Origin of the sequence: Pseudomonas sp. LRF_L74, from assembly GCF_965644255.1 — a bacterium.
Taxonomy (GTDB): Bacteria; Pseudomonadota; Gammaproteobacteria; order Pseudomonadales; family Pseudomonadaceae; genus Aquipseudomonas.
The window spans coordinates 717466-739591 of sequence record NZ_CBFFRH010000001.1; the positions used below are offsets into that span (position 1 = coordinate 717466).

The 22126-nt window shown below is 64.8% G+C and carries 20 protein-coding genes; 10 read left to right on the plus strand and 10 right to left on the minus strand.

Going from position 1 to position 22126, the window contains the following annotated elements:
- Positions 1 to 212: 212 nt before the first annotated feature.
- Together betB and betA are read left to right on the plus strand one after the other, a co-directional pair.
- Complete coding sequence (betB, locus tag ACSZPK_RS03350) at positions 213 to 1685, plus strand: betaine-aldehyde dehydrogenase (protein WP_437879962.1); 1473 nt, start codon at positions 213 to 215, stop codon at positions 1683 to 1685.
- A 29-nt stretch (positions 1686 to 1714) separates the two neighbouring features.
- Complete coding sequence (gene betA / locus ACSZPK_RS03355; protein WP_437879963.1) at positions 1715 to 3418, plus strand: choline dehydrogenase; 1704 nt, start codon at positions 1715 to 1717, stop codon at positions 3416 to 3418.
- 220 nt (positions 3419 to 3638) lie between these two features.
- On the opposite strand, the gene ACSZPK_RS03360 is transcribed toward betA, so the two are convergent.
- The 6 genes from ACSZPK_RS03360 to zur all read right to left on the minus strand — a co-directional run bounded on the left by ACSZPK_RS03360 (position 3639) and on the right by zur (position 8543).
- Complete coding sequence (locus ACSZPK_RS03360; RefSeq protein WP_437879964.1) at positions 3639 to 4424, minus strand: MetQ/NlpA family ABC transporter substrate-binding protein; 786 nt, start codon at positions 4422 to 4424, stop codon at positions 3639 to 3641.
- Positions 4425 to 4496: 72 nt separating this feature from the next.
- Positions 4497 to 5165 (minus strand): methionine ABC transporter permease, encoded by a 669-nt coding sequence (locus ACSZPK_RS03365; protein WP_437879965.1) that lies wholly within the window; start codon positions 5163 to 5165, stop codon positions 4497 to 4499.
- On the minus strand, positions 5165 to 6172 hold the full coding sequence (locus ACSZPK_RS03370; RefSeq protein WP_437879966.1) for a methionine ABC transporter ATP-binding protein: 1008 nt from the start codon (positions 6170 to 6172) through the stop codon (positions 5165 to 5167). The genes ACSZPK_RS03365 and ACSZPK_RS03370 overlap by 1 nt, the downstream gene beginning before the upstream one ends.
- Before the next feature lie 314 nt (positions 6173 to 6486).
- Entirely contained in the window at positions 6487 to 7272 is a 786-nt protein-coding gene (gene znuB / locus ACSZPK_RS03375) for a zinc ABC transporter permease subunit ZnuB (protein WP_437879967.1), read from the minus strand.
- Positions 7273 to 7275: 3 nt separating this feature from the next.
- Positions 7276 to 8046 (minus strand): zinc ABC transporter ATP-binding protein ZnuC, encoded by a 771-nt coding sequence (znuC, locus tag ACSZPK_RS03380; RefSeq protein ID WP_437879968.1) that lies wholly within the window; start codon positions 8044 to 8046, stop codon positions 7276 to 7278.
- On the minus strand, positions 8043 to 8543 hold the full coding sequence (zur, locus tag ACSZPK_RS03385; protein WP_437879969.1) for a zinc uptake transcriptional repressor Zur: 501 nt from the start codon (positions 8541 to 8543) through the stop codon (positions 8043 to 8045). Before zur ends, znuC begins: the two co-directional genes overlap by 4 nt.
- Positions 8544 to 8607: 64 nt before the next feature.
- Between zur and ACSZPK_RS03390 the strand changes: the two genes are divergently transcribed.
- The gene (locus ACSZPK_RS03390) at positions 8608 to 9513 is read left to right on the plus strand and encodes a zinc ABC transporter substrate-binding protein (RefSeq protein WP_437879970.1); all 906 of its coding nucleotides are present in this window, start codon (positions 8608 to 8610) and stop codon (positions 9511 to 9513) included.
- Between the two features lie 26 nt (positions 9514 to 9539).
- Here the strand turns inward: ACSZPK_RS03390 and ACSZPK_RS03395 are convergent, their stop codons facing one another.
- Together ACSZPK_RS03395 and ACSZPK_RS03400 are read right to left on the minus strand one after the other, a co-directional pair.
- The gene (locus tag ACSZPK_RS03395; RefSeq protein ID WP_437879971.1) at positions 9540 to 10490 is read right to left on the minus strand and encodes a homoserine kinase; all 951 of its coding nucleotides are present in this window, start codon (positions 10488 to 10490) and stop codon (positions 9540 to 9542) included.
- A 35-nt stretch (positions 10491 to 10525) separates the two neighbouring features.
- A complete protein-coding gene (locus ACSZPK_RS03400; protein WP_437879972.1) occupies positions 10526 to 10813 on the minus strand; it encodes a DUF2782 domain-containing protein in 288 nt (95 codons plus the stop codon).
- A 74-nt stretch (positions 10814 to 10887) separates the two neighbouring features.
- On the opposite strand from ACSZPK_RS03400, the gene polA reads away from it, so the two are divergent.
- Positions 10888 to 13674 (plus strand): DNA polymerase I, encoded by a 2787-nt coding sequence (gene polA, locus ACSZPK_RS03405; RefSeq protein WP_437879973.1) that lies wholly within the window; start codon positions 10888 to 10890, stop codon positions 13672 to 13674.
- A 319-nt stretch (positions 13675 to 13993) separates the two neighbouring features.
- On the opposite strand, the gene yihA is transcribed toward polA, so the two are convergent.
- Positions 13994 to 14641, minus strand: coding sequence for a ribosome biogenesis GTP-binding protein YihA/YsxC (yihA, locus tag ACSZPK_RS03410; RefSeq protein ID WP_437879974.1), 648 nt, complete (start codon positions 14639 to 14641; stop codon positions 13994 to 13996).
- A 303-nt stretch (positions 14642 to 14944) separates the two neighbouring features.
- Here yihA and ACSZPK_RS03415 point away from each other — a divergent pair, with 303 nt between their 5' ends.
- From ACSZPK_RS03415 to ACSZPK_RS03430, 4 genes are all read left to right on the plus strand, one after another.
- Positions 14945 to 15562, plus strand: coding sequence for a c-type cytochrome (locus tag ACSZPK_RS03415; RefSeq protein WP_437879975.1), 618 nt, complete (start codon positions 14945 to 14947; stop codon positions 15560 to 15562).
- Between the two features lie 144 nt (positions 15563 to 15706).
- Positions 15707 to 16339, plus strand: coding sequence for a thiol:disulfide interchange protein DsbA/DsbL (locus ACSZPK_RS03420; RefSeq protein WP_437879976.1), 633 nt, complete (start codon positions 15707 to 15709; stop codon positions 16337 to 16339).
- A 10-nt stretch (positions 16340 to 16349) separates the two neighbouring features.
- The gene (locus ACSZPK_RS03425; RefSeq protein WP_437879977.1) at positions 16350 to 17231 is read left to right on the plus strand and encodes an endonuclease/exonuclease/phosphatase family protein; all 882 of its coding nucleotides are present in this window, start codon (positions 16350 to 16352) and stop codon (positions 17229 to 17231) included.
- Positions 17228 to 19087 (plus strand): GGDEF domain-containing protein, encoded by a 1860-nt coding sequence (locus ACSZPK_RS03430; RefSeq protein ID WP_437879978.1) that lies wholly within the window; start codon positions 17228 to 17230, stop codon positions 19085 to 19087. Before ACSZPK_RS03425 ends, ACSZPK_RS03430 begins: the two co-directional genes overlap by 4 nt.
- A gap of 2 nt (positions 19088 to 19089) precedes the next feature.
- Here the strand turns inward: ACSZPK_RS03430 and ACSZPK_RS03435 are convergent, their stop codons facing one another.
- A complete protein-coding gene (locus tag ACSZPK_RS03435; protein WP_437879979.1) occupies positions 19090 to 20511 on the minus strand; it encodes a DASH family cryptochrome in 1422 nt (473 codons plus the stop codon).
- A 245-nt stretch (positions 20512 to 20756) separates the two neighbouring features.
- Between ACSZPK_RS03435 and ACSZPK_RS03440 the strand changes: the two genes are divergently transcribed.
- Both ACSZPK_RS03440 and ACSZPK_RS03445 read left to right on the plus strand, forming a co-directional pair.
- Complete coding sequence (locus ACSZPK_RS03440; RefSeq protein WP_437879980.1) at positions 20757 to 21350, plus strand: MarC family protein; 594 nt, start codon at positions 20757 to 20759, stop codon at positions 21348 to 21350.
- Positions 21347 to 22120 (plus strand): N-acetylmuramoyl-L-alanine amidase, encoded by a 774-nt coding sequence (locus ACSZPK_RS03445; protein ID WP_437879981.1) that lies wholly within the window; start codon positions 21347 to 21349, stop codon positions 22118 to 22120. Before ACSZPK_RS03440 ends, ACSZPK_RS03445 begins: the two co-directional genes overlap by 4 nt.
- The last annotated feature ends 6 nt before the right edge of the window (positions 22121 to 22126 follow it).

Below are 22126 nucleotides of genomic sequence, written 5' to 3' on the forward strand. Positions count from 1 at the left end.
CATGACCTTGGCGGCGCCTCTGCAATGCAGATCGCACGGGTGCGGCGATCTGTCGCAACCGTGACGTGCGGCGCAGCTTATTCTTTATTGTTTGAGCGTTCAATAAAAATAAAGTAGGCTCGTTCCCATCCTGTTTTCGGGCACTGGCCTGCCCGCAAACAAAGCCAGATGCGTGCCTGTAGCGCTCAACGAGACCTTGGAGAATGTTCAACATGGCCCGACTAGAAGACCAGAAACTCTATATCGGTGGACGCTACGTCGCCGCCACCAGCGGCGAAACCTTCGACACCATCAACCCGGCCAACGGCGAGGTGCTGGCCAGGGTCCAGCGCGCCAGCAAGGACGATGTCGAGAAGGCCGTGGCCAGCGCCGTCGAAGGACAGAAAGTATGGGCGGCGATGACCGCCATGCAGCGTTCGCGCATCCTGCGCCGTGCCGTGGATATCCTGCGTGAGCGCAACGACGAGTTGGCCGCGCTGGAAACCCTCGACACTGGCAAGCCATTGAGCGAAACCCGCGCGGTGGACATCGTCACCGGTGCCGATGTGCTGGAGTACTACGCCGGCCTGATCCCGGCCATCGAGGGCGAGCAGATTCCGCTGCGCGAGACCTCGTTCGTCTACACCCGCCGTGAGCCTTTGGGCGTGGTCGCCGGTATCGGCGCCTGGAACTACCCGGTGCAGATCGCCCTGTGGAAGTCCGCGCCGGCCCTGGCGGCCGGTAACGCGATGATCTTCAAGCCCAGCGAAGTCACGCCGCTGAGCGTGCTCAAGCTGGCCGAGATCTACACCGAGGCCGGCCTGCCCGACGGCGTGTTCAACGTCCTCACCGGCAGCGGCCGCGAGGTCGGCCAGTGGCTCACCGAGCACCCGCTGATCGAGAAGATTTCCTTCACCGGCGGCACCAGCACCGGCAAGAAGGTCATGGCCAGCGCCTCCAGCTCGTCGCTCAAGGAAGTGACCATGGAACTGGGGGGCAAGTCGCCGCTGATCATCTTCGACGACGCCGATCTGGACCGAGCCGCCGACATCGCGGTCATGGCCAACTTCTTCAGTTCCGGCCAGGTCTGCACCAACGGCACCCGCGTGTTCATCCCGCGTACGCTCAAGGAGGCGTTCGAGGCCAAGGTGCTGGAGCGGGTCAAGCGCATCCGCCTGGGCGATCCGCAGCAGGACGACACCAACTTCGGCCCGCTGGTCAGCTTCGCCCACATGGAAAGCGTGCTTGGCTATATCGAAAAAGGTAAGGCCGAGGGTGCGCGTCTGTTGATCGGCGGCCAGCGCGTGACCGATGGCGAATATGCCAGCGGTGCCTACGTCGCTCCGACCGTGTTCACCGACTGCAGCGACGAGATGACCATCGTGCGCGAGGAAATCTTCGGCCCAGTGATGAGCATCCTCGCCTACGACAGCGAGGAAGAAGCCGTGCGCCGTGCCAACGACAGCGACTACGGCCTTGCCGCTGGCATCGTCACCCGCGACCTAGCCCGCGCCCACCGGGTTATCCACAAGCTGGAAGCCGGTATCTGCTGGATCAACACCTGGGGCGAGTCGGCGGCGGAAATGCCGGTCGGCGGCTACAAGCAATCCGGCGTCGGCCGCGAGAACGGCCTGGTCACCCTCAGCCATTACACGCGGATCAAGTCGGTACAGGTGGAATTGGGCGATTACGCCAGCGTTTTTTAAGACGCCAACCGCGCTGGAGGATATTCGTCATGCAATACGACTACATCATCATCGGCGCTGGCTCGGCCGGTAACGTGCTGGCCACGCGCCTGACCGAGGACGCCGAGGTCAGCGTGCTGTTGCTGGAAGCCGGCGGCCCCGACTATCGCATGGACTTCCGTACCCAGATGCCGGCAGCGCTCGCCTATCCGTTGCAAGGCCGGCGCTACAACTGGGCCTACGAGACTGACCCCGAGCCGCACATGAACAACCGGCGCATGGAGTGCGGGCGCGGCAAGGGCCTGGGCGGCTCGTCGCTGATCAACGGCATGTGCTACATCCGCGGCAATGCCCTGGACTTCGATGGCTGGGCCAAGGCGCCGGGCCTGGAGGACTGGAGCTACCTCGATTGCCTGCCGTACTTCCGCAAGGCGGAAACCCGCGACATCGGCCCCAACGACTACCACGGCGGCGACGGCCCGGTCAGCGTGGCCACGCCCAAGGCCGGCAACAACCCGCTGTTCCACGCCATGGTCGAGGCCGGCGTGCAGGCCGGTTATCCGCGCACCGAAGACCTCAACGGCTACCAGCAGGAAGGCTTCGGCCCGATGGACCGTTCGGTGACCCGTGAGGGGCGCCGTTCCAGCACTGCGCGCGGCTATCTCGACCAGGCCCGCAAGCGGCCGAACCTGACCATCGTCACCCACGCCCAGACCGACCGCATCCTGTTCGACGGCAAGCGCGCCGTCGGCGTTGCCTACCTGCTCGGCAGTGCCACGGCCGCGACCCAGGCCCACGCCCGCCGTGAAGTGCTGTTGTGTGCCGGCGCCATCGCCTCGCCGCAGATCCTGCAACGCTCCGGCGTGGGCAATGCCGAGCTGTTGCAAGAGCTGGATGTGCAGCTGGTGCACCACTTGCCGGGCGTCGGCGAAAACCTCCAGGACCACCTGGAGATGTACCTGCAATATGCCTGCAAGGAGCCGGTATCGATCTACCCGGCGTTGCAATGGTGGAACCAGCCGGCCATCGGTGCGCAGTGGCTGTTCGCCGGCAAGGGCCTGGGCGCCAGCAACCAGTTCGAGGCGGGTGGCTTCATTCGGACGCGCCCGGAGTTCGCCTGGCCGAATATCCAGTACCACTTCCTGCCGGTGGCGATCAATTACAACGGCAGCAATGCGGTGAAGGAGCACGGCTTCCAGGCCCACGTCGGCTCCATGCGTTCGCCGAGTCGCGGCCGCGTGCGCCTGAAGTCCAAGGACCCGCACCAGCACCCGAGCATCCTGTTCAACTACATGGCCAGCGAACAGGATTGGCAGGAGTTTCGCGACGGCATCCGCATCACCCGCGAGATCATGGCGCAGCCGGCGCTGGATGCCTATCGCGGCCGCGAACTGAGCCCCGGAGCGCACCTGCAGAGCGACGCGGAGCTGGATGCCTTCATTCGCGAGCATGCCGAGACCGCGTTCCACCCGTCCTGCTCGTGCAAGATGGGCGAGGACGACATGGCGGTGGTCGATGGCCAGGGCCGTGTGCACGGCTTGCAGGGGCTGCGCGTGGTGGATGCGTCGATCATGCCGGAGATCATCACCGGCAACCTCAACGCCACCACCATCATGATCGCCGAGAAGATCGCCGACCGTATCCGTGGTCGCCAGCCGTTGCCGCGCAGCCAGGCCAGCTACTACGTGGCCGGCGATGCGCCGGTGCGCGGCACGCCGCTGCGCGTGGTTGGCGAGGCGCGCCAGGCCTCGTGAGTCGAATGCCTGGCGCTAACGGCTATGCCCAAGGCGTTCCGGGCAAAGTGATCGGGCTTGCTGAGAGGCATTCTCAGGTTGCGCTGGCCGGTCAGCCAGCGCCTGAGATTGCACCTTGAAGAGATGTGCTTGACGCCCCGGAGGTTGGTCGCCACCGGGGCTTTTTTATTTAATTGAAAAAGCCGGCGCGAGGCCGGCTTCTTCAACGCTGGGTGAGCTCTCAGAAAGCCGGCACCACGGCGCCTTTGTACTTCTCGTTGATGAACGCCTTCAGTTCAGGCGTGTGCAGGGCCTTGGCCAGCTTCTGCAGGCCGTCCTTGTTCTTGTCCTGCTCGCGTACGACCAGGATGTTGACGTAAGGCGAGTCGCTGCCCTCGATGGCCAGGGCGTCCTTGGTCGGGTTCAGGCCGGCTTCGAGGGCGTAGTTGGTGTTGATCAGGGCCAGGTCGACCTGGTCCAGCACGCGCGGCAGGGTGGCGGCTTCCAGCTCACGGAACTTGATGCCTTTCGGGTTCTCGGCGACGTCTTTCGGCGTGGCGGTGATGCTGGCGCCATCCTTCAGCTTGATCACCCCGGCCTTTTGCAGCAGCAGCAGGGCACGGCCGCCGTTGGTGGCGTCGTTGGGGATGGCGACCTGGGCGCCTTGGGCCAGGTCGGCGAGGGTCTTGATCTTGCTGGAGTAGGCGCCGAAGGGCTCGACGTGGACGCCGGCGATGCTCACCAGCTGGGTGCCGCGCGAGGCGTTGAATTCATCCAGGTAGGGCTGGTGCTGGAAGAAGTTGGCGTCGATGCGGCCTTCGGCAACCTGCACGTTCGGTTGCACGTAGTCGGTGAAGACTTTGACCTTGAGGTCGACGCCCTCCTTGGCCAGGGCCGGTTTGACGAATTCGAGGATTTCCGCGTGCGGCACGGCGGTGGCCGCGACGGTAACGGTTTCCGCGGCCTGGGCGGCGACGGCGGAGGTCAGGGCTGCGGCGGCAGCCAGGGCGGTCAGCAGTTTTTTCATGGTCAGCTCCTTGTGAGATTCAACGCGGGGTCCTGTGGATAACGGGTCGCCCGACTGGTTATTGCAAAACACTCATTTGCGGGAAAAGTGCACCACCAGCCGATCACCGACGCTTTGCAGGACCTGCACGACGATCACCAGCAGGATCACGGTCACGGTCATCACGTCCGGCTGGTAGCGCTGGTAACCGTAGCGCACCGCCAGGTCGCCCAGGCCGCCGCCGCCGATCAGGCCGGACATGGCGGTGTAGGACACCATGGTGATGGCGGTCACGGTGATCGCGGCGACCAGGCCCGGCATGGCCTCGGGCAGCAGCGCGCGGAAGATGATCTGGCGCGGCGTGGCGCCCATCGCCTGGGTCGCTTCGAGAATGCCGCGATCGACCTCGCGCAGGGCGGTTTCCACCAGGCGCGCGAAGAACGGCGTGGCCCCCGCCACCAGCGGCGGAATGGCGCCGGCGACGCCGAGCGAGGTGCCGACGATGAGTTTGGTCAGCGGGATCATCAGGATCAGCAGGATCACGAACGGCACCGAGCGGATCACGTTGACCAGGAACGACGCGATCCGATAGAAACCGCGCTGCTCGAACATCTGGCCGGGCCCGGTGAGGAACAGCAGCACGCCCAGCGGCAGGCCGAGCAGGACGGTGAACAGGGTGGAGGCGCCGAGCATGTTCAGGGTGTCGATGCTGGCGTAGCCGATTTCTTCCCAATCGACGTTGGGCAACAGGTGTTCGAGCATCAGCGCAGTACCTCGAGGTGAACGTCGGCCGCCTGGAAGCGGGCGATGGCGCCGTCGATGTCGCCGCCGGTCAGGGCCAGGGTCAACTGGCCGTAGGGGCTGTCCTTGATGCGGTCGATGCGTCCGGCGAGGATGCTGTAGTCGACCCCGGTCTCGCGGGCCACGGTGCCCAGCAGCGGTGCATAGGTGGCCTCGCCCTGGAAGGTCAGGCGCAGGATGCGCCCTGGCACGTGAGCGAAATCGTCGTTCTGGCCATTCTCGTCGACGTGCTCCGACTCCTGCACGAAGCGGCGGGTGGTCGGATGTTGTGGATGCAGGAACACCTGGGCCACCGGACCCTGCTCGACGATGCGGCCGGCATCCATCACCGCGACCTGGTCGCAGACGCGGCGGATCACGTCCATCTCGTGGGTGATGAGGACGATGGTCAACTGCAGTTCGCGGTTGATCTCGGCCAGCAGGCGCAGGACCTGGGCGGTGGTCTGCGGGTCGAGTGCGCTGGTCGCTTCGTCGCAGAGCAGGATCTTCGGCCGCGTGGCCAGGGCGCGGGCGATGCCGACCCGCTGTTTCTGGCCGCCGGACAGCTGTGCCGGGTATTTGCTGGCATGCGCACTGAGGCCGACGCGTTCGAGCAGCGCTTGCACGCGCAGGGCGATTTCACTGCGCGACAGTTCGCCGGCCAGTTCCAGCGGCATGGCCACGTTGGCGGCGACGGTCTTCGACGACAGCAGGTTGAAGTGCTGGAAGATCATCCCGACCTGGCGGCGGAAGTCGCGCAGGCCATTGGCGTCGAGGGCGGTGATGTCGTTGCCGTCGACCACGATACGGCCAGCGCTGGGTTCCTCGAGGCGGTTGATCAGGCGCAGCAGGGTGCTCTTGCCCGCGCCGGAATGGCCGATCAGGCCGAATACCTGGCCGGCTTCGATACGCAGGTCGGTGGGTTGCAGCGCGGGAACATCCCGTCCAGCAACCCGATAGGTCTTCTGGATGTGGTGAAACTCGATCACGAAGCGAACCTTGTGGGTACGTTGGAGAGCGACTCGCATCGATGGCGCGGCCGCTCGGGCAAGCATAGGCGGTGAGCCCGGAGGCGCGCATTCTAGCGGTTTTGTTTATGCGATCTTAGTCTTTATTTGGCGATATTTTGTTCAGCGCGGCATATGCGCGAGCTAGACACGTTTGACTGGCGATGTTCTGAAAAAGCCGTTCGTCGTCACTCCTGCGAAGGCGGGAGCCCAGAAAAAAAGACGCTTCTGGATTACTCCCCTTCGGGCCGGCAGCATCGCTCGCGCACACGGTCCGCTTCGGGTCTCCTGCGTGACTAGGTCCGGCGCGGCAGGGCGAAGCCCAGCAGAAACAGCGCCGATGCACAGACCACGATGGACGGTCCGGCCGGGGTGTCCTGATACCAGGACAGCGCCAGGCCGCCGCCGACCGCGAGCATGCCGAGCAGGCTGGCGCCGATGGCCATCTGCTCCGGGGTGCGGGCATGGCGTTGGGCCGCCGCCGCCGGGATGATCAGCAAGGACGTGATCAGCAGCACGCCGACGATCTTCATGGCCACGGCGATGACGATGGCGATCAGCAGCATCAGGGTCAGGCGCAATGCCGCGACGGGCAGGCCCTCGACCCGTGCCAGCTCCTCGTGCACGGTGATCGCCAGCAGGTGGCGCCACAGCGGCAACAGCAACAACAGGACCAGCGCGCTGCCGCCGAGAATCCAGAACAGATCGGTGCTGCTGACCGCGAGCAGGTCGCCGAACAGGTAGCTCATCAGGTCGATGCGCACTTCCTTCATGAAGCTCAGGGCGACCAGGCCGAGGGACAGGGTGGTCGGCGCGAGGATGCCGAGCAGGGTGTCGGAAGCCAGTGGCTGGCGCTGTTGTAGGGTCACCAGCAGCACGGCCAGCAGCAGGCAGCCGACGGTCACCGCCAGGGTCGGGCTGATGTCCAGCAGCAGGCCGAGGGCGACGCCGAGCAGGGCGGCGTGGGACAGGGTGTCGCCGAAATAGGCCATGCGCCGCCAGACCACGAAGGAACCCAGCGGGCCGGCCACCAGTGCCAGGGCGAGGCCGGCGAGCAACGCGTTGAAGAGAAAGTCGGGCATGGGTCAGTGCTTGCAGTTCGGGCCGTGGACGTGGGCGGAGGGACGCAGGACCGCGCCATGCAGGTCATGGCTGTGGTCGTGGTGGTGGTGATAGACCGCCAGGCTCTTGGCGTCCTGGCCGAACATCTCGACGAATACCGGGTCGTTGCTGACCTTCTCCGGATGGCCGGAGCAGCAGACGTGGTGGTTCAGGCACACCACCTGGTCGGTGGTGCTCATCACCAGGTGCAGGTCGTGGGAGACCATCAGCACGCCGCAGCGGTGGCGATCGCGCAGGCGCGTGATCAGGCGATACAACTCGGCCTGGCCGGCGATGTCGACGCCCTGCACCGGCTCGTCGAGCACCAGCAGCTCGGGCTCGCGCAGCAGGGCGCGAGCCAGTAGCACGCGCTGCAATTCGCCACCGGAGACGCTCTGCAAGGGGCTGTCGATCACATGTTCGGCACCGGCCTCGGCCAGCGCTGCGCGGGCCATGGCGCGATCGACGCCACCGACCAGGCGCAGGAAGCGCAGCACCGACAGCGGCAACGTGGCATCGACCTGCAGCTTCTGCGGCATGTAGCCGATGCGCAGGCGTGGCTTGCGCCGCACCTGGCCACTGTCGGGCTTGAGCAGGCCGAGCACGGCGCGTACCAGGGTGGTCTTGCCTGCGCCGTTGGGGCCGATCAGGGTGACGATCTCGCCGGGATTGACCGCGAAACGCACGTCTTGCAACACATTCTGCCCGGCGAAGCGTACGCCGACGTCTTCGAGCTGGATCAGCGCTTCGCTCATGCAGCGGTCCGGCAACTGGCGCACAGGCCGACGATTTCCACGGTCTGGCTTTCCACCGCGAAGCCGACGTCCCTGGCGCTGGCGACGATCGCTTCGCTGATGGCCGGCTTCTCCAGTTCGATGGCGGTGTTGCAGCCCTTGCAGATCAGGAACTGGCCCTGGTGCGCATGCTCGGGATGGTTGCAGCCGATGAAGGCGTTGAGCGAGGCGATACGATGTACCAGGCCGTTTTCCAGGAGGAAATCCAGGGCCCGATAGACGGTCGGTGGCGCGGCGCGGCGGCCATCCTCGTCGCTCAATACGCCGAGAATGTCGTAGGCACCGAGCGGCTTGTGGCTCTGCCAGACCAGCTCCAGCACCCGCTTGCGCAGGGCGGTGAGGCGTACGCCTTGCTGGGCGCAGATGGCCTCGGCTTCGGCCAGCGCGCTGCTGACGCAATGGGCGTGATCGTGGGGCAGGCAGGCCAGGGGGGCCTTGGCGATGTAGGGCTTGAGCATGAGCGGCGACGTCCGGGGCAAGAGACGTTATTCTATTACTCTTTTCCGCTGGAGTGTTGTTGCCGTGTCGCGTTTGTTCCTTCTTGTCGCTCTGCTGCTGTCCGCCGTTACCGCGCGTGCCGATGTCCAGGTGCTGACCAGCATCAAACCCCTGCAACTGATCGCCGCCGCCGTCGAGGACGGGGTCGGCAGGCCCGACGTGCTGCTACCGCCCGGTGCCTCGCCGCACAACTTCGCTTTGCGCCCATCCGATGTGCGCCAGGTGCAGAGCGTGCGCTTGCTGTACTGGATCGGTCCGGACATGGAAGGCTTCCTGCCGCGCGTCCTGCAAGGTCGCTCGCTGCCAAGCGTCGCCGTGCAGGAATTGCCAGGCCTGCAACTGCGTCATTTCGTCGAGAGCGACCATGCTCACGAAGACGCCGACGAGCATGACCACGATCACCGCCCCGGCACGCTGGATGCCCACCTGTGGCTGCTGCCGCACAATGCGCGGGTGATCGCCGAGCGCATGGCGGCCGATCTGTCCGCCGCCGACCCAGCCAATGCCGCGCGCTACCAGGCCAACCTGGCGGCGTTCAGCGAGCGCCTGGATGCCCTCGACGCGCGGCTCAAGGCGCGCGTGGCGGGCGTCGCTGGCAAGCCTTACTTCGTCTTCCACGAAGCGTTCGACTACTTCGAGGCGGCCTACGGCCTGCAGCATGCCGGTGTGTTCAGCATCGCCCACGAAGTGCAGCCAGGGGCCAGGCACGTCGCTGCCATGCGCGAGCGCTTGCAGGCGACCGGGCCGACCTGCGTGTTCAGCGAGCCGCCGCTACGCCCGCGCCTGGCCGAAACCCTGAGCGCCGGCCTGCCGGTGAAATTGGCGGAGCTGGACGCGCTTGGCGCCAGGATCGAGCCGAAAGTGGGTGGCTACGAGCAACTGCTCGATGCGTTGGCCGATGGCTTGGTGGGGTGTTTGCAGAGCCTTTGAAGGTCAAGCGTGGGATGGCGTATTGGTCAAAGCGCGAACGGCAACGACAGCTCCACATGCTGGCGTTGTTCCAGCCTGCGGCGGAATTCCTCGGGATCGTGGATCAGCACGTCCTGGCCGGCGAAATTCCGCGCGGCGATCAGGCGTGACAGCCAGAAACGCAGGCAGGCGATGCGCAGCATGGTCGGCCAGATCGCGGCTTCGGCGGCGGTGAACGGGCGCAAGGCGGCGTAGGCGCCCAGCAGCGCGCGGGTGCGTGGCCCGTCGAGGCTTTCGTCCGCCTGGGAGCACCAGTCGTTCACGGTGATCGCCAGGTCGTAGAGCATCGGCCCGGAGCAGGCGTTGTAGAAGTCGATCACCCCGGTCAGGTGGTTGCCGTCGAACATCGCGTTGTCGCGGAACAGGTCGGCGTGCAGGTTGGCGCGGGGCAGGGCGAATACGCGCTCCTTGTATTCACTGATTTCGTCCAGGCAGGCACGTAGCAGCGGCAACTGCGCTTCGGGCAGCTCCAGGGCCTGCAGCGGGCCTTCGCTGAGCATCCAGTCCAGGCCCCGGTCGCTGCGCCGTTCGATGATGTCGTCGCGGGTCGCCAGGTGGATATGTGCCAACAGCTTGCCGACTTCCTCGCAGTGGTGCGCATTGGGCTGGGCGATGTGCTTGCCGGCCAGGCGCGGCTGCAACAGCGCAGGTTTTCCCGCCAGTTCGCGCAGGGCTTCGCCGTTCTGTGTCAGCACCGCATAGGGCACCGGCAGGTCGGCCTGATGCAGGCGTTCGAGCAGTTCGACGAAGAATGGCATGTCGGCCACCGGCCCGCGTTCGACCAGGGTCAGCACGTATTCGCCACCTTCCAGGCTGACGAAGAAATTGCTGTTCTCGGTTCCGGCGCTGATGCCCTGGAAGTCCCGCAGGCGGCCAAGGCCGTATGGGGCGAGAAATACTTCGAGCTCGTGACGTTCCAGGGGGGTGAAGACCGACATGACACTACCTTGCGTTCAATGACCCTTGCGGGGTCTTACCATTTGAAGATTTCCCAGGCCGGGATCAGCATGTCCGGCTGGTCTGAGCGAATGAAGTTGCCTTCACTGCCATCGGCCCGTACCAGGAAGTACGGCTTGCCGTGCTTGGGCGTGACCTTGATGGCGTAGAGAAAACCATTCTGCCGGTACTCGGTGATGGTCTTTTCGCCTTCCTGGCGGATGGTCACGTCCGGATCGCCGCCCGGTGCATCGTCCGCGGCCACTGTGACCAGTGGTGTGACGACCAGCAGACTCGCGAGCATAAAGCGGTTCAGTGCGCGCATGGTAACCTTGTTCCCTTCTCGTCAATGGTCCGCACATTCTAGCCGCGGACCCGTGGAAAAGGTTGATCCCGCGCATGTCCAACACTCCCCTCGTTCTGGTCGACGGTTCGTCCTACCTGTATCGCGCCTTCCATGCCCTGCCGCCACTGGCCAACTCCAAGGGCCAGCAGACCGGCGCGGTGAAAGGCGTGCTGAACATGCTGCGCAGCCTGCGCAAGCAGTATCCGGACAGCCCGTTCGCGGTGGTCTTCGACGCCAAGGGCGGAACCTTTCGCGACGCGCTGTTCGCCGACTACAAGGCCAATCGCCCGCCGATGCCGGAAGAGCTGCGCGGGCAGATCGAACCGCTGCATGGCTGCGTGCGTGCGCTGGGCTTTCCGCTGCTGTGCGTAGAGGGGGTCGAGGCCGACGATGTGATCGGCACCCTGGCCCGGCAGTGCGCAGGCGAGGGCCGCGACGTGGTGATTTCCACCGGCGACAAGGACATGGCACAGCTCGTCTGCCCACACGTTACGCTGGTCAACACCATGACCGGAAGCGTCTATGACGTGGATGGCGTTAAAGCGAAATTCGGTGTCGGTCCTGAGCTGATCATCGACTACCTGGCGCTGATGGGCGACAAGGTCGACAACATTCCTGGCGTGCCCGGCGTCGGCGAGAAGACCGCCCAGGGCCTGCTGGTCGGGGTCAGCGGCGGCCTCGACGTGCTCTACGCCAGCCTGGACAAGGTTCCCGAGCTGCCGATTCGTGGCGCCAAGACCCTGCCGGCCAAGCTGCTCGAGCACAAGGAGATGGCCTACCTCTCCTACCAGTTGGCGACGATCAAGCTCGACGTGCCGCTGAACATCGAGATCGAGGCGCTGCATCCCGGCGAGCAGGATCGCGAGGCGTTGCAGGCGCTGTACGGCGAGCTGGAGTTCAAGGGCTGGATCGACGAGCTGCAACGCGAGAAGCCCAAGGCCAAGGCGAAGTCCGCCGCTGCGCCGGCAGCCCCAGGCCTGTTCGACGAGCCGGAAACGATGCCGCTGGCCGAAGACGCACCGACCGGCCAGTACGACATCGTGCTCGACCAGGCGAGCTTCGATAAATGGCTGGACAAGCTGCGCGGCGCCGAACTGATCGCCTTCGACACCGAGACCACCAGCCTCGACGCGCAGCAGGCCCAGGTGGTCGGCGTGTCCTTCGCGGTCAAGGAAGGCGAGGCGGCTTATGTGCCGGTCGCCCACTCTTATATGGGCGTGCCGGTGCAGCTCGACCGTGATGCGGTGCTTGCCGCGCTCAAGCCGATCCTCGAAGACCCGGCCAAGGCCAAGGTCGGCCAGCACGCCAAGTACGACATCAACGTGCTGGCCAACGCGAGCACGCCGATCCATGTGCAGGGCGTGGCCTTCGATACCATGCTCGAATCCTACGTGCTGGACTCCACCGCCACCCGCCACGACATGGACAGCCTGGCCCTGCGTTACCTCGACCACAGCACCATCCGCTTCGAGGACATCGCCGGCAAGGGCGCCAAGCAACTGACCTTCGACCAGATCGCCCTGGAGCAGGCCGGCCCCTATGCCGCCGAGGATGCCGACGTGACCCTGCGTCTGCACCAGACCCTGTGGCAGAAGCTGGAGGCCACGCCGGCGCTGGCCAAGGTGCTGCGCGAGATCGAAATGCCGCTGGTGCCGGTGCTGGCGCGTATCGAGCGCAATGGCGCGCTGGTCGATGCCAAGCTGCTCGGCCAGCAGAGCCTGGAGCTGGGCAACAAGATGGTCGAACTGGAGCGCGAGTCGTTCGAGCTGGCCGGCCAGGAGTTCAACCTGGGCTCGCCCAAGCAGCTTGGTGCCATCCTCTATGAAAAACTCGGCCTGCCGGTGATCTCCAAGACCGCCACCGGCCAGCCGTCGACCGCCGAGGCGGTGCTCGCCGAACTGGCCGAGCAGGATTACCCGTTGCCCAAGGTGATCATGCAGTACCGCTCGCTGAGCAAGCTCAAGAGCACCTACACCGACCGCCTGCCGGAACAGATCAACCCGCGTACCGGGCGTATCCACACCAGCTATCACCAGGCCGTGGCGGCGACCGGGCGCCTGTCGTCGAGCGATCCGAACCTGCAGAACATCCCGATCCGCACCGCCGAGGGCCGGCGCATTCGCCAGGCGTTCGTCGCCCCCAAAGGCTATAAGCTGGTCGCCGCCGACTACTCGCAGATCGAGCTGCGCATCATGGCCCACCTGGCCAAGGACGAGAGCCTGCTCGATGCTTTCCGTCACGACCGCGACGTGCATCGCGCCACCGCGGCGGAGGTCATGGGCGTGGCCCTGGAAGACGTCACCACCGAGCAGCGCCGTCGCGCCAAGGCGATCAACTTCGGCCTGATCTACGGCATGAGCGCTTTCGGCCTGGCCAAGCAACTGGGCGTCGACCGCAAGGAGGCGCAGCAGTACATCGACCGCTACTTCGCCCGCTATCCCGGCGTGCTGGCCTATATGGAGCGCACCCGCGAGCAAGCGAGCGAGCAAGGTTATGTCGAAACCCTGTTCGGCCGCCGCCTGTACCTGCCGGACATCCACGCGAAGAACCCGTCGCTGCGCAAGGGCGCCGAACGCACGGCGATCAACGCGCCGATGCAGGGCAGCGCGGCGGACATCATGAAACGGGCGATGGTGGCTGTGGATAACTGGCTGCAAGAGAGTGATATCGACGCCCTGGTGATCCTGCAGGTCCACGACGAACTGGTATTGGAGGTGCGCGAGGACCAGGTAGAGGAACTGAAGGCGGGGCTGCTGCCGCTTATGAGCGCTGCCGCGCAACTGGACGTGCCGTTGCTGGTGGAGGCTGGCGTAGGCGACAACTGGGACGAGGCTCACTGACAGGCTGCTGAACCTGACCGCTTGATTATCAAAGGGTTATTAAAGATAGCTTGCTAAGAATAATCCGATTTAAAGGCGACTGAACTAAGTTCGTTTGGCACCGGTCAGAGTTAGCGAATGGCATGTAAGCCTTTCGATGCTCCTTTGTTGTGTTTAGTGTTGGCAGATCTCTGAACCCCGCCCTAGCGGTTCAGAATTGAACCCCGGACTTCCTCCTCCCCATACGAAGCCGGGGTTTTTTTTGCCTGCGATTTGGCGGCGCAAAATGAAAAGGGCCGTCAAGACGGCCCTTCATCTGGATACGCGCTGCCTTATCGGCTCATTCATCGGGCGTATCGCTTTCCTCTTCCAATAGGCCAATCCAGCCGGCGATGACCGCCTGCGCTTCCTCGACGCCAATGCGCTTGGGCGCGGAGAACAACTGGATGCTGGCCACGTCCGGGCCCCAGTGCCTGTGAATCTCCTGGCGAACCTTGAGCAGCGCGGTCTTGCCGGCGCCGAAGGTCAGCTTGTCGGCCTTGGTCAGGAGGATGTGCAGGGGCATGCCGCTGGCCTTTGACCAGTCCAGCATCATCTGGTCGAACTCGGTCAGCGGATGGCGGATGTCCATCATCAGGATCAGCCCGCACAGGCTTTCGCGACTGCCGAGGTAGGCTTCCAGGTGCTTCTGCCAGTGCTGCTTGAGCGGGATCGGCACCTTCGCGTAGCCGTAGCCGGGCAGGTCGACCAGGCGGCGCTCGTCGTCCAGGCGGAAGAAGTTCAGCAACTGGGTCCGCCCCGGGGTTTTCGAGGTGCGCGCCAGGTTGGCGTGGGTCAGGGTGTTCAGCGCGCTGGACTTGCCCGCGTTGGAACGACCGGCGAAGGCCACTTCGAACCCTTGGTCCGGCGGGCACTGATCGACCTTGGCAGCGCTGATCAGGAATCCGGCCTGCTGGCAGAGGCCGATGATGGGGTTTTTCAGTTGCATGGGAGTTCCGGTTCGAGACGGGCCTGGCAAGTGTACCAAGAGGGGGGCGCGGCATGCTGTCGCTTTCGCTCCGATGGGCCGGGTATATAATGCCTTAGAATTTGTGTGCTTTTAGCGCGCCACCGGTTCATAGAAGCCGGCCATGAACAACAAGTAGGTCGCCGCCGCTATCGAGGCGCGCAGACCCTGTGTGCCAGTGCGTGAGCCCGCGACGATGGGCGCCTGCGGTATCGAGGACTACCAGGCCAACTGGCGAGTAGACCCGAAAAGAACCTTTATCTTTAGCCGTTACTGGATCAGCTGATGAACAAACTAATGGTGAGCTTGCTGTTGACCTTCGGTGTCGGCACTGCCGCGCACAGTGCCGATGTGCTCGTCGGCGATGCCCAGGCCGGCCAGGCCAAGGCCGCCGTGTGCGGCGCCTGCCATGCGCCGGATGGCAACAGCCTGGCGCCGAATTTCCCGAAACTGGCAGGGCAGGGCGAGCGCTACCTGCTCAAGCAGATGCACGACATCAAGGACGGCAAGCGCGCTGTGCTGGAGATGACCGGCCTGCTGAGCAATCTCGGCGACCAGGACCTGGCCGACATCGCCGCCCACTACGCTGCGCAGCAGGGCAGCGTCGGCGCTGCCGATCCGAACCTGGTGGCCCAGGGCGAGGCACTGTTCCGTGGCGGCAAGCTGGTCGAAGGCATGCCGGCCTGCACGGGTTGCCACTCGCCGGATGGCACGGGCAACGCGGCGGCAGGTTTCCCTCATGTGGGCGGTCAGCATGCGCAATACGTGGCCAAGCAACTGACCGATTTTCGTGAAGGCAGCCGCACCAATGACGGCGACAGCATGATCATGCGGGCCATTGCCGCCAAGTTGAGCAACAAGGATATCGCGGCGGTCTCCAGCTATATCCAGGGCTTGCACTGATCGTGACGAGGACAAACGGGAAGAAAAGGGTGGCCAGTGCCACCCTTTTTTAGGGTGTGCCCCGCTACAATGCAGGAACCCGCCCCCTGGGCCCGGGTCGAAATCGACCCGCCCGGTGCGGTTCCATTCGTCAAGGAGTCATGCATGCGTAATCTGATTTTCAGTGCTGCTCTCGCCGTCGCCAGCCTCTTCGGCCTGCAAGTCCAGGCTGCGGATATCGAGGCTGGCAAGCAGTACGTCGAGCTGGAGAACCCGGTTCCGGTCGCCCAACCCGGCAAGATCGAGGTGGTCGAGTTGTTCTGGTACGGCTGCCCGCACTGCTTCGATCTGGAGCCAACCCTCAACGCCTGGGTCGCCAAGCTGCCGGATGATGTCAACTTCGTCCGTGTGCCGGCCCTGTTCGGCCGCCAGTGGGATATCCATGGCCAGCTCTATATCACCCTGGACCTGATGAAGGTCGAGCCGAAAGTGCGTGAGGCGGTATTCAACGCCATCCACAAGGAAGGCAAGAAACTGCTGGAGCCCGAGGAAATGGCTGACTTCCTGGCTGGCCACGGCATCGATCGCGACAGTTTCCTGAGCACCTACAACTCCTTCGCGGTGAAAGGCCAGATGACCAAGGCCCGCCAGTTGGCCAAGGCCTATCAGATCACCGGTGTGCCGACCATCATCGTCAACGGCAAATACCGCCTGGATGTCCACTCCGCCGGTGGCGAGCAGCAACTGCTGCAAGCGGTCGACCAACTGGTCGCCAAAGAGCGCGCGGCTGCTCACTGAGTAAGCCAGCATGCTGCGTCGTTGGAGTTCCGGACGCCTAGCGAGCCTGTGCAAGCCGCAGGCGAGCAGCCATTGTCCGGACTCCAGCGGCCTGCCCGCCGATGGCCTGTTGCGCTTGTTGAGCTTCAACATCCAGGTGGGCATCAGCACCCAGCGCTATCACCATTACCTGACGCGCAGTTGGCAGCACCTGTTGCCCCACACCGGGCGTGCCAGCAATCTGCAGCGCATCGGCGCGCTGCTCACCGATTATGATCTGGTGGCCTTGCAGGAGGTCGATGGCGGCAGCCTGCGCTCCGGCTATGTCAACCAGGTGGAGCACCTCGCCGAACTCGGCGGTTTTCCCTACTGGTACCAGCAGCTCAACCGCAACCTCGGGCGCCTGGCCCAGCACAGCAATGGTGTGCTGACCCGCCTGCACCCCACCCAGTTGGAAGACCATCCGCTGCCTGGCCCGCCTGGGCGCGGGGCCATCCTGATGCGCTTCGGCGAAGGCTCCGATGCCCTGGCCGTGGTGGTCATGCACCTGGCGCTGGGGGCACGCGTGCGGGCGCGCCAGCTTGCGTACATCCGCGAGTTGCTCAGTGGTTATCGTCATCAGGTACTGATGGGCGACATGAATACCCACGCCGTCGATCTGCTGCAGCATTCGCCCCTGCGTGACCTGGGCCTGCTGGCGCCACAGGTCGAGGCGACTTTTCCCAGTTGGCGGCCGCAGCGTTGCCTCGATCACATTCTGATCAGCCCGGGCTTGAGCCTGGAGCGGGTCGAGGTGCTGAGTCAGCCGATTTCCGATCATCTGCCGGTGGCGGTGGACATCCGTCTGCCTGGCCATCAGGCGGGCGGCACCCTGGAATCCTCAAAAACTCTCGTCACTGGACCGCACTCATGAGCGACGACTCCCAGCGCTGGAAAACCAAGTACCTGGAAAGCCTGGAAGAACAGGAGAAGCTCGAGGCCCGCTGGGACAATCGGCTCGACCTGTTGCGCCGTGGCCTGGTGCGCACTTCGCTGGCCGCCGAAGGCAGCGACAAGTCGGTCGACCAGTGCATGCAGGAACTGCGCGAGATCATCCGTGGCGACCAGATGGACGGGCCACTGTCGGCTCTCATCCCGCGCCTGGAAAAGGCCGTGCTCGATTCCGAGCAACGCCGTCAGCAGCGTGTCGAGCAGAATATCGCTGGCCTGACCGGCCTGACCCAGCAGTTGCTCGCCTTGGACATCCCGCGCGAAGTCCGCAAGCCGCTCAAGCAGTTCGCCAAGCGCATCGACGAACGTGCCGGCCAGTCGCGCGAGATTCCGGTGTTGCTCGCCGAGCTCAGCAACCTTCAGCAAAATGCCCTGGCCGTGCTGGGTAGCGACCAGGCGGCTCGTCCGGGTCTGTTGCAGCGCTTGTTCGGCGGCCGTGATGACGGCGTGGCGCCGACAGAAGACACTGCGCCACAGGCCGCCGCCGTGGCGGCCGAGACGCCCGCATCACCGCCAGTGGCACAGGCCCGGCAGTCCGAACAAGCCGCCCTGGCCGGTGCCGCTGCCTCGCTGGTAGCGCCCGCCCAAGCCTTGCCGAGCGTGGTCGAACCGCTACGCCGTGAGCGCCTGTTACCTGGCACGCCGTCTGCCCTGGATAGCCTGCCGCTGGACGCGCGCATTCTCACCGGCGGGGGCGATCCGTCCTATGCCTTGCCGCCATTGCCCGAGCCCGGCTACAGCGCCGTGGCGCCGCATATCGCGCAAAGCCTGCTGGGCTTGCTCAAGGAGCTGGAGCTGCCGAGCCGACATCAGCCCCAAGGTGAATCCCTGCGGCAACGTATCGACGGCGGCCTGAACTGGTACGAGCTGGTGCCGGTGCTGGACGACCTCGCCGTGCTGGTGCTGGCGGTCACCGATGGCGGCCAGCGTGAGTTCGCGGTCTATCTCAAGCAGCTCAACGAACGCCTGGTGGCGTTCCTCGATACCCTTAACAGTACCCATGTGGGCTACAACGAGAGCATCGAGAGCGCACGTTCCTTCAACAAGGAACTGCGCGAACAGGTCAGCGGCTTGCAGGCCAGCGTGCAGGAGGCGAGTGACCTGGAATCGCTCAAGCAGGCGCTGGAAATACGCCTGGATGGCCTGCTTTCCACGGTGACCGATCACCAGCGCCAGCGCGACAGTCGCGAGGGCGAGGTGGCCGAGCGTCTGCAACAGCTGGTCGAGCGCGTGGCGCAGATGGAGCACGAGGCTCAAGGCTTCCGCGACCATATCGAGGAGCAGCGGCAGAAGGCCCTGATTGATCCCCTGACCGGCCTGCCCAACCGCGCTGGCTGGATCGAGCGGCTGGAACTGGAAGTCGCTCGCCTGCAACGCTACGGCGGCGAATTGCTGCTGGCGGTGCTGGATGTCGATCACTTCAAGCGCATCAACGACGGCTATGGCCACCTGGCCGGCGACAAAGTGCTGAAGATCATCGCGGGGGAGTTGAACAAGCGCCTGCGCAAGACCGATTTCATGGCGCGCTTCGGCGGCGAGGAGTTCGTCCTGCTGATCCCTTCGACCCCGCTGGATGGCGGTTCGCAGTTGCTGGAGAACCTGCGCGAAGCCATCGAGAGCTGTCCGTTCCATTTCAAGGGCGAGCCGGTAACGATCACTGTCTCCGCCGGCCTTGCCGAGTTCGGCAAGGACGAGTCGCCCGATCAGGTTTTCGAACGTGCCGACCAGGCGTTGTACAAGGCCAAGGGCGGGGGACGAAATCGGGTCGAGGTGGGCTAGGGTCACGCTGCGCTTGGCAGGTACGGCTTCCAGGTTTCCGGAATCTCCTGCAGGCGCGGGTAGCCCATGGCGTCGAGCTGCAGGTGCGGCAACAGGAAGGGGGTATGGCGCAGTTGCGGTGCCACGCTGCGCAGCTCGGGCAGCCAGAGGCTGACGTAGCTGCCGTCCGGATCGTACTGGCGGGCCTGGCGCAAGGTGTTGAATACCTGCTGGTGGCGAGGGTCGCTGCCAATGCCGGCCAGATAGGCCCAGTTGCCCCAATTGCTGGCCGGGTCATAGTCCAGCAGATGCTCTTCGAACCAGGCCGCGCCGTGGCGCCAGTCCTGGCGCAGGTCATGCACCAGGTAACTGGCGACGATCTGCCGGCCGCGGTTGGACATGTAGCCGGTTGCCGCCAGCTCGCGCATGTTGGCGTCGATCAGGGGCATGCCAGTACGGCCTTGGGTCCATTGTTCGAAGCGCTGGTCCACGGTGTCGGGCGCGCGCTCGGTGGCTTTCAGGCCGCCGGCCCGGAACAGGGCGCTGCCATGGCGTACCAGGGTCCAGCGGAAGAAGTCGCGCCAGAGCATTTCCAGCCACAGCCCGTGGGTCGAGTCGTTGCGCCCATACATGCTTTCGTGACGACGCAATTCGGCCGCGACGCGGCGCGGCGACAGGCAGCCATTGGCCAGCCAGGGCGAGAACTTCGATGAGTATTCGCTGCCGATCAGGCCATTGCGTGTGTCTTTGTACTGGCGTACCGCCTGGCTCCGCCAGATGTAGTCGCGCAGCCTGGCCTGCGCCGCCGTTTCGCCGCCGGAAAAGGGGAACGCGCTGTTGGCCACGCCAACGGGCTCGCCCAGGCCAAGTTGCGACAAGCTGGGCAGCGCTGTGAACAGCTCCTGCGATCCGCTCGGCAGGCTGGGCATGCGCGTGGGGGCGGAGACCGGCTGGAACACCGGGACGCGCTGCTCGACCAGTTCGCGGAACTGGGTATAGACCTGCGGCAGTTCTTCCAGGGAGCAGGGCAGTTCGTCCGGGCGCAGCATGTGGTTGCCGGCCAGTTCGCGCAACGGCACATGGCCGAGGGCGCCACGTAATGCAGCCATCTGCTGGCGTTCGTCGGGGGCGATTTCCTCCAGGGTAAGTACTTCCTGCAAGGCGAAGCGCTCGACCAGTAGTGGAACCACCTCTTCGGCACGGCCGAACACCACCAGCAGGCCCGAACCCCGTTGATGCAGCTCGCCATCCAGGGCGGCCAGGCTTTCGAGGAGGAAGCGGGTGCGGTGCACGCCCAGTTTCCGACTGCCCAGGGCGCCTACCGCGAGTTGCGTCGGATCGAATACGAACAGCGGCAGGACTTCGTCGGCGTCCACCGCGGCGCTGACCGCCGGGTGATCGTCGAGGCGAAGGTCCTGCTTGAACCAGAGCAAAAGACGACGCATGGCAATGCTTCCATTCATAAGCGTTGAGATGAGGATTCAGTGTTGAGACTCGGACCAACTGCCTTTGGTGCCGTGGTGTCCTACCAACGGGCGACCGGCGTAGAGAAACGTGTCCTGATTGGCATAATCCTGTGACATATCATGGTTTGCCCGGGTCCGTTTCGTCCAGAGCCGAACGGATGTGTGACAGACGGCAGGCGATCGAGCCGTTAAACTAGCCAATTTCGAAGGGATCGACAGGCTTCATGGATATCTTCGGCATCGCCGTGCTGGTCTTTCTGGTCACCGACCCGTTCGGCAACATCGCCATCTACCTCGCCGCCCTGAAGCATGTGCCCGCGCATCGGCGCACGCGTGTGATCGCTCGGGAATTGCTGTTCGCCCTCGGCCTGCTGATGCTGTTTCTCAGCTTCGGCGACAAGATCCTCAGCGGCCTGGGCCTGTCACGCGAGGCGACCGCCATCGCGGGCGGCATCATCTTGTTCGTGATTGCCATGCGCCTGATCTTTCCGTCGCCCCAGGGCCTGCTCGGCGACGTGCCGGATGGCGAGCCGATGCTGGTGCCGCTGGCCACCCCGGCGGTGGCGGGCCCTTCGTCGCTGGCAGTACTGATGACCTTGCGCAACACTCATCAGGGCGAGCTTTGGCAGCTCTACCTGGCGGTGTTCCTGGCCTGGCTGGGCACCGCGCTGATCCTCATGCAGGCCGCCTGGCTGCAGAAGGTCCTCGGCCCACGCGGGCTGACCGCCATCGAACGCCTCACCGGCATGTTGCTGATCATGCTCAGCGTCGACATGCTGCTGGATAACCTGCAAAGCATTCTGCATATCGTCCCATGAGAATTCTCCCGCTCTTCCTCATCCTCGCGCTGAGCGCCTGCAGCCATGGCCTGAAGATCGACGACAGCCATGTCTCGCGCAGCCAGAACAGCCGGGTTCAGTACATTGTCGTGCACTACACCTCCACCGACCTGCAGCACTCGCTCGCGTTGCTCACCCAGGGCGAGGTCAGCGCCCACTACCTGATCGGCGACAGGCCGGCGACCATCTACCGCCTGGTCGACGAGAACCGCCGGGCCTGGCATGCCGGTGAGAGCGAGTGGCAGGGGCGTACCTGGCTCAACGCCAGCACCATTGGCATCGAACTGGTCAACCAGGGCTATTTCGACATGCCCAACGGCCAGCGCTACTGGCAGCCCTACAGCCCGCAGCAGATCGAGGCGCTGGTCACGCTGCTCAAGGACCTGGTGCGGCGCCATAACCTGCCGGTCGACAGCATCATCGGCCACAGCGACATCGCGCCGGGACGCAAGGTCGATCCGGGTCCGCTGTTCCCCTGGAAGCGCCTGGCCGATGAAGGGCTGATCCGCTGGCCGGACGCCACTGCGGTGGCTCGCCAGCAGGCGATATTCGACAGCGCGCTGCCGTCGATTGCGTGGTTCCAGGAGCAACTGGCGCGCCTGGGCTACCCGACGCCGAAGAGTGGAGTGCTCGACGAGCAGACCCGCCAGGTCCTGGCGGCCTTCCAGATGAAATACCGCCAGGCCGACTACAGTGGCCAGCCCGATGCGCAAAGCGCGGCGATCCTGTTGGTACTCAACGGCGGCTGACGCGGC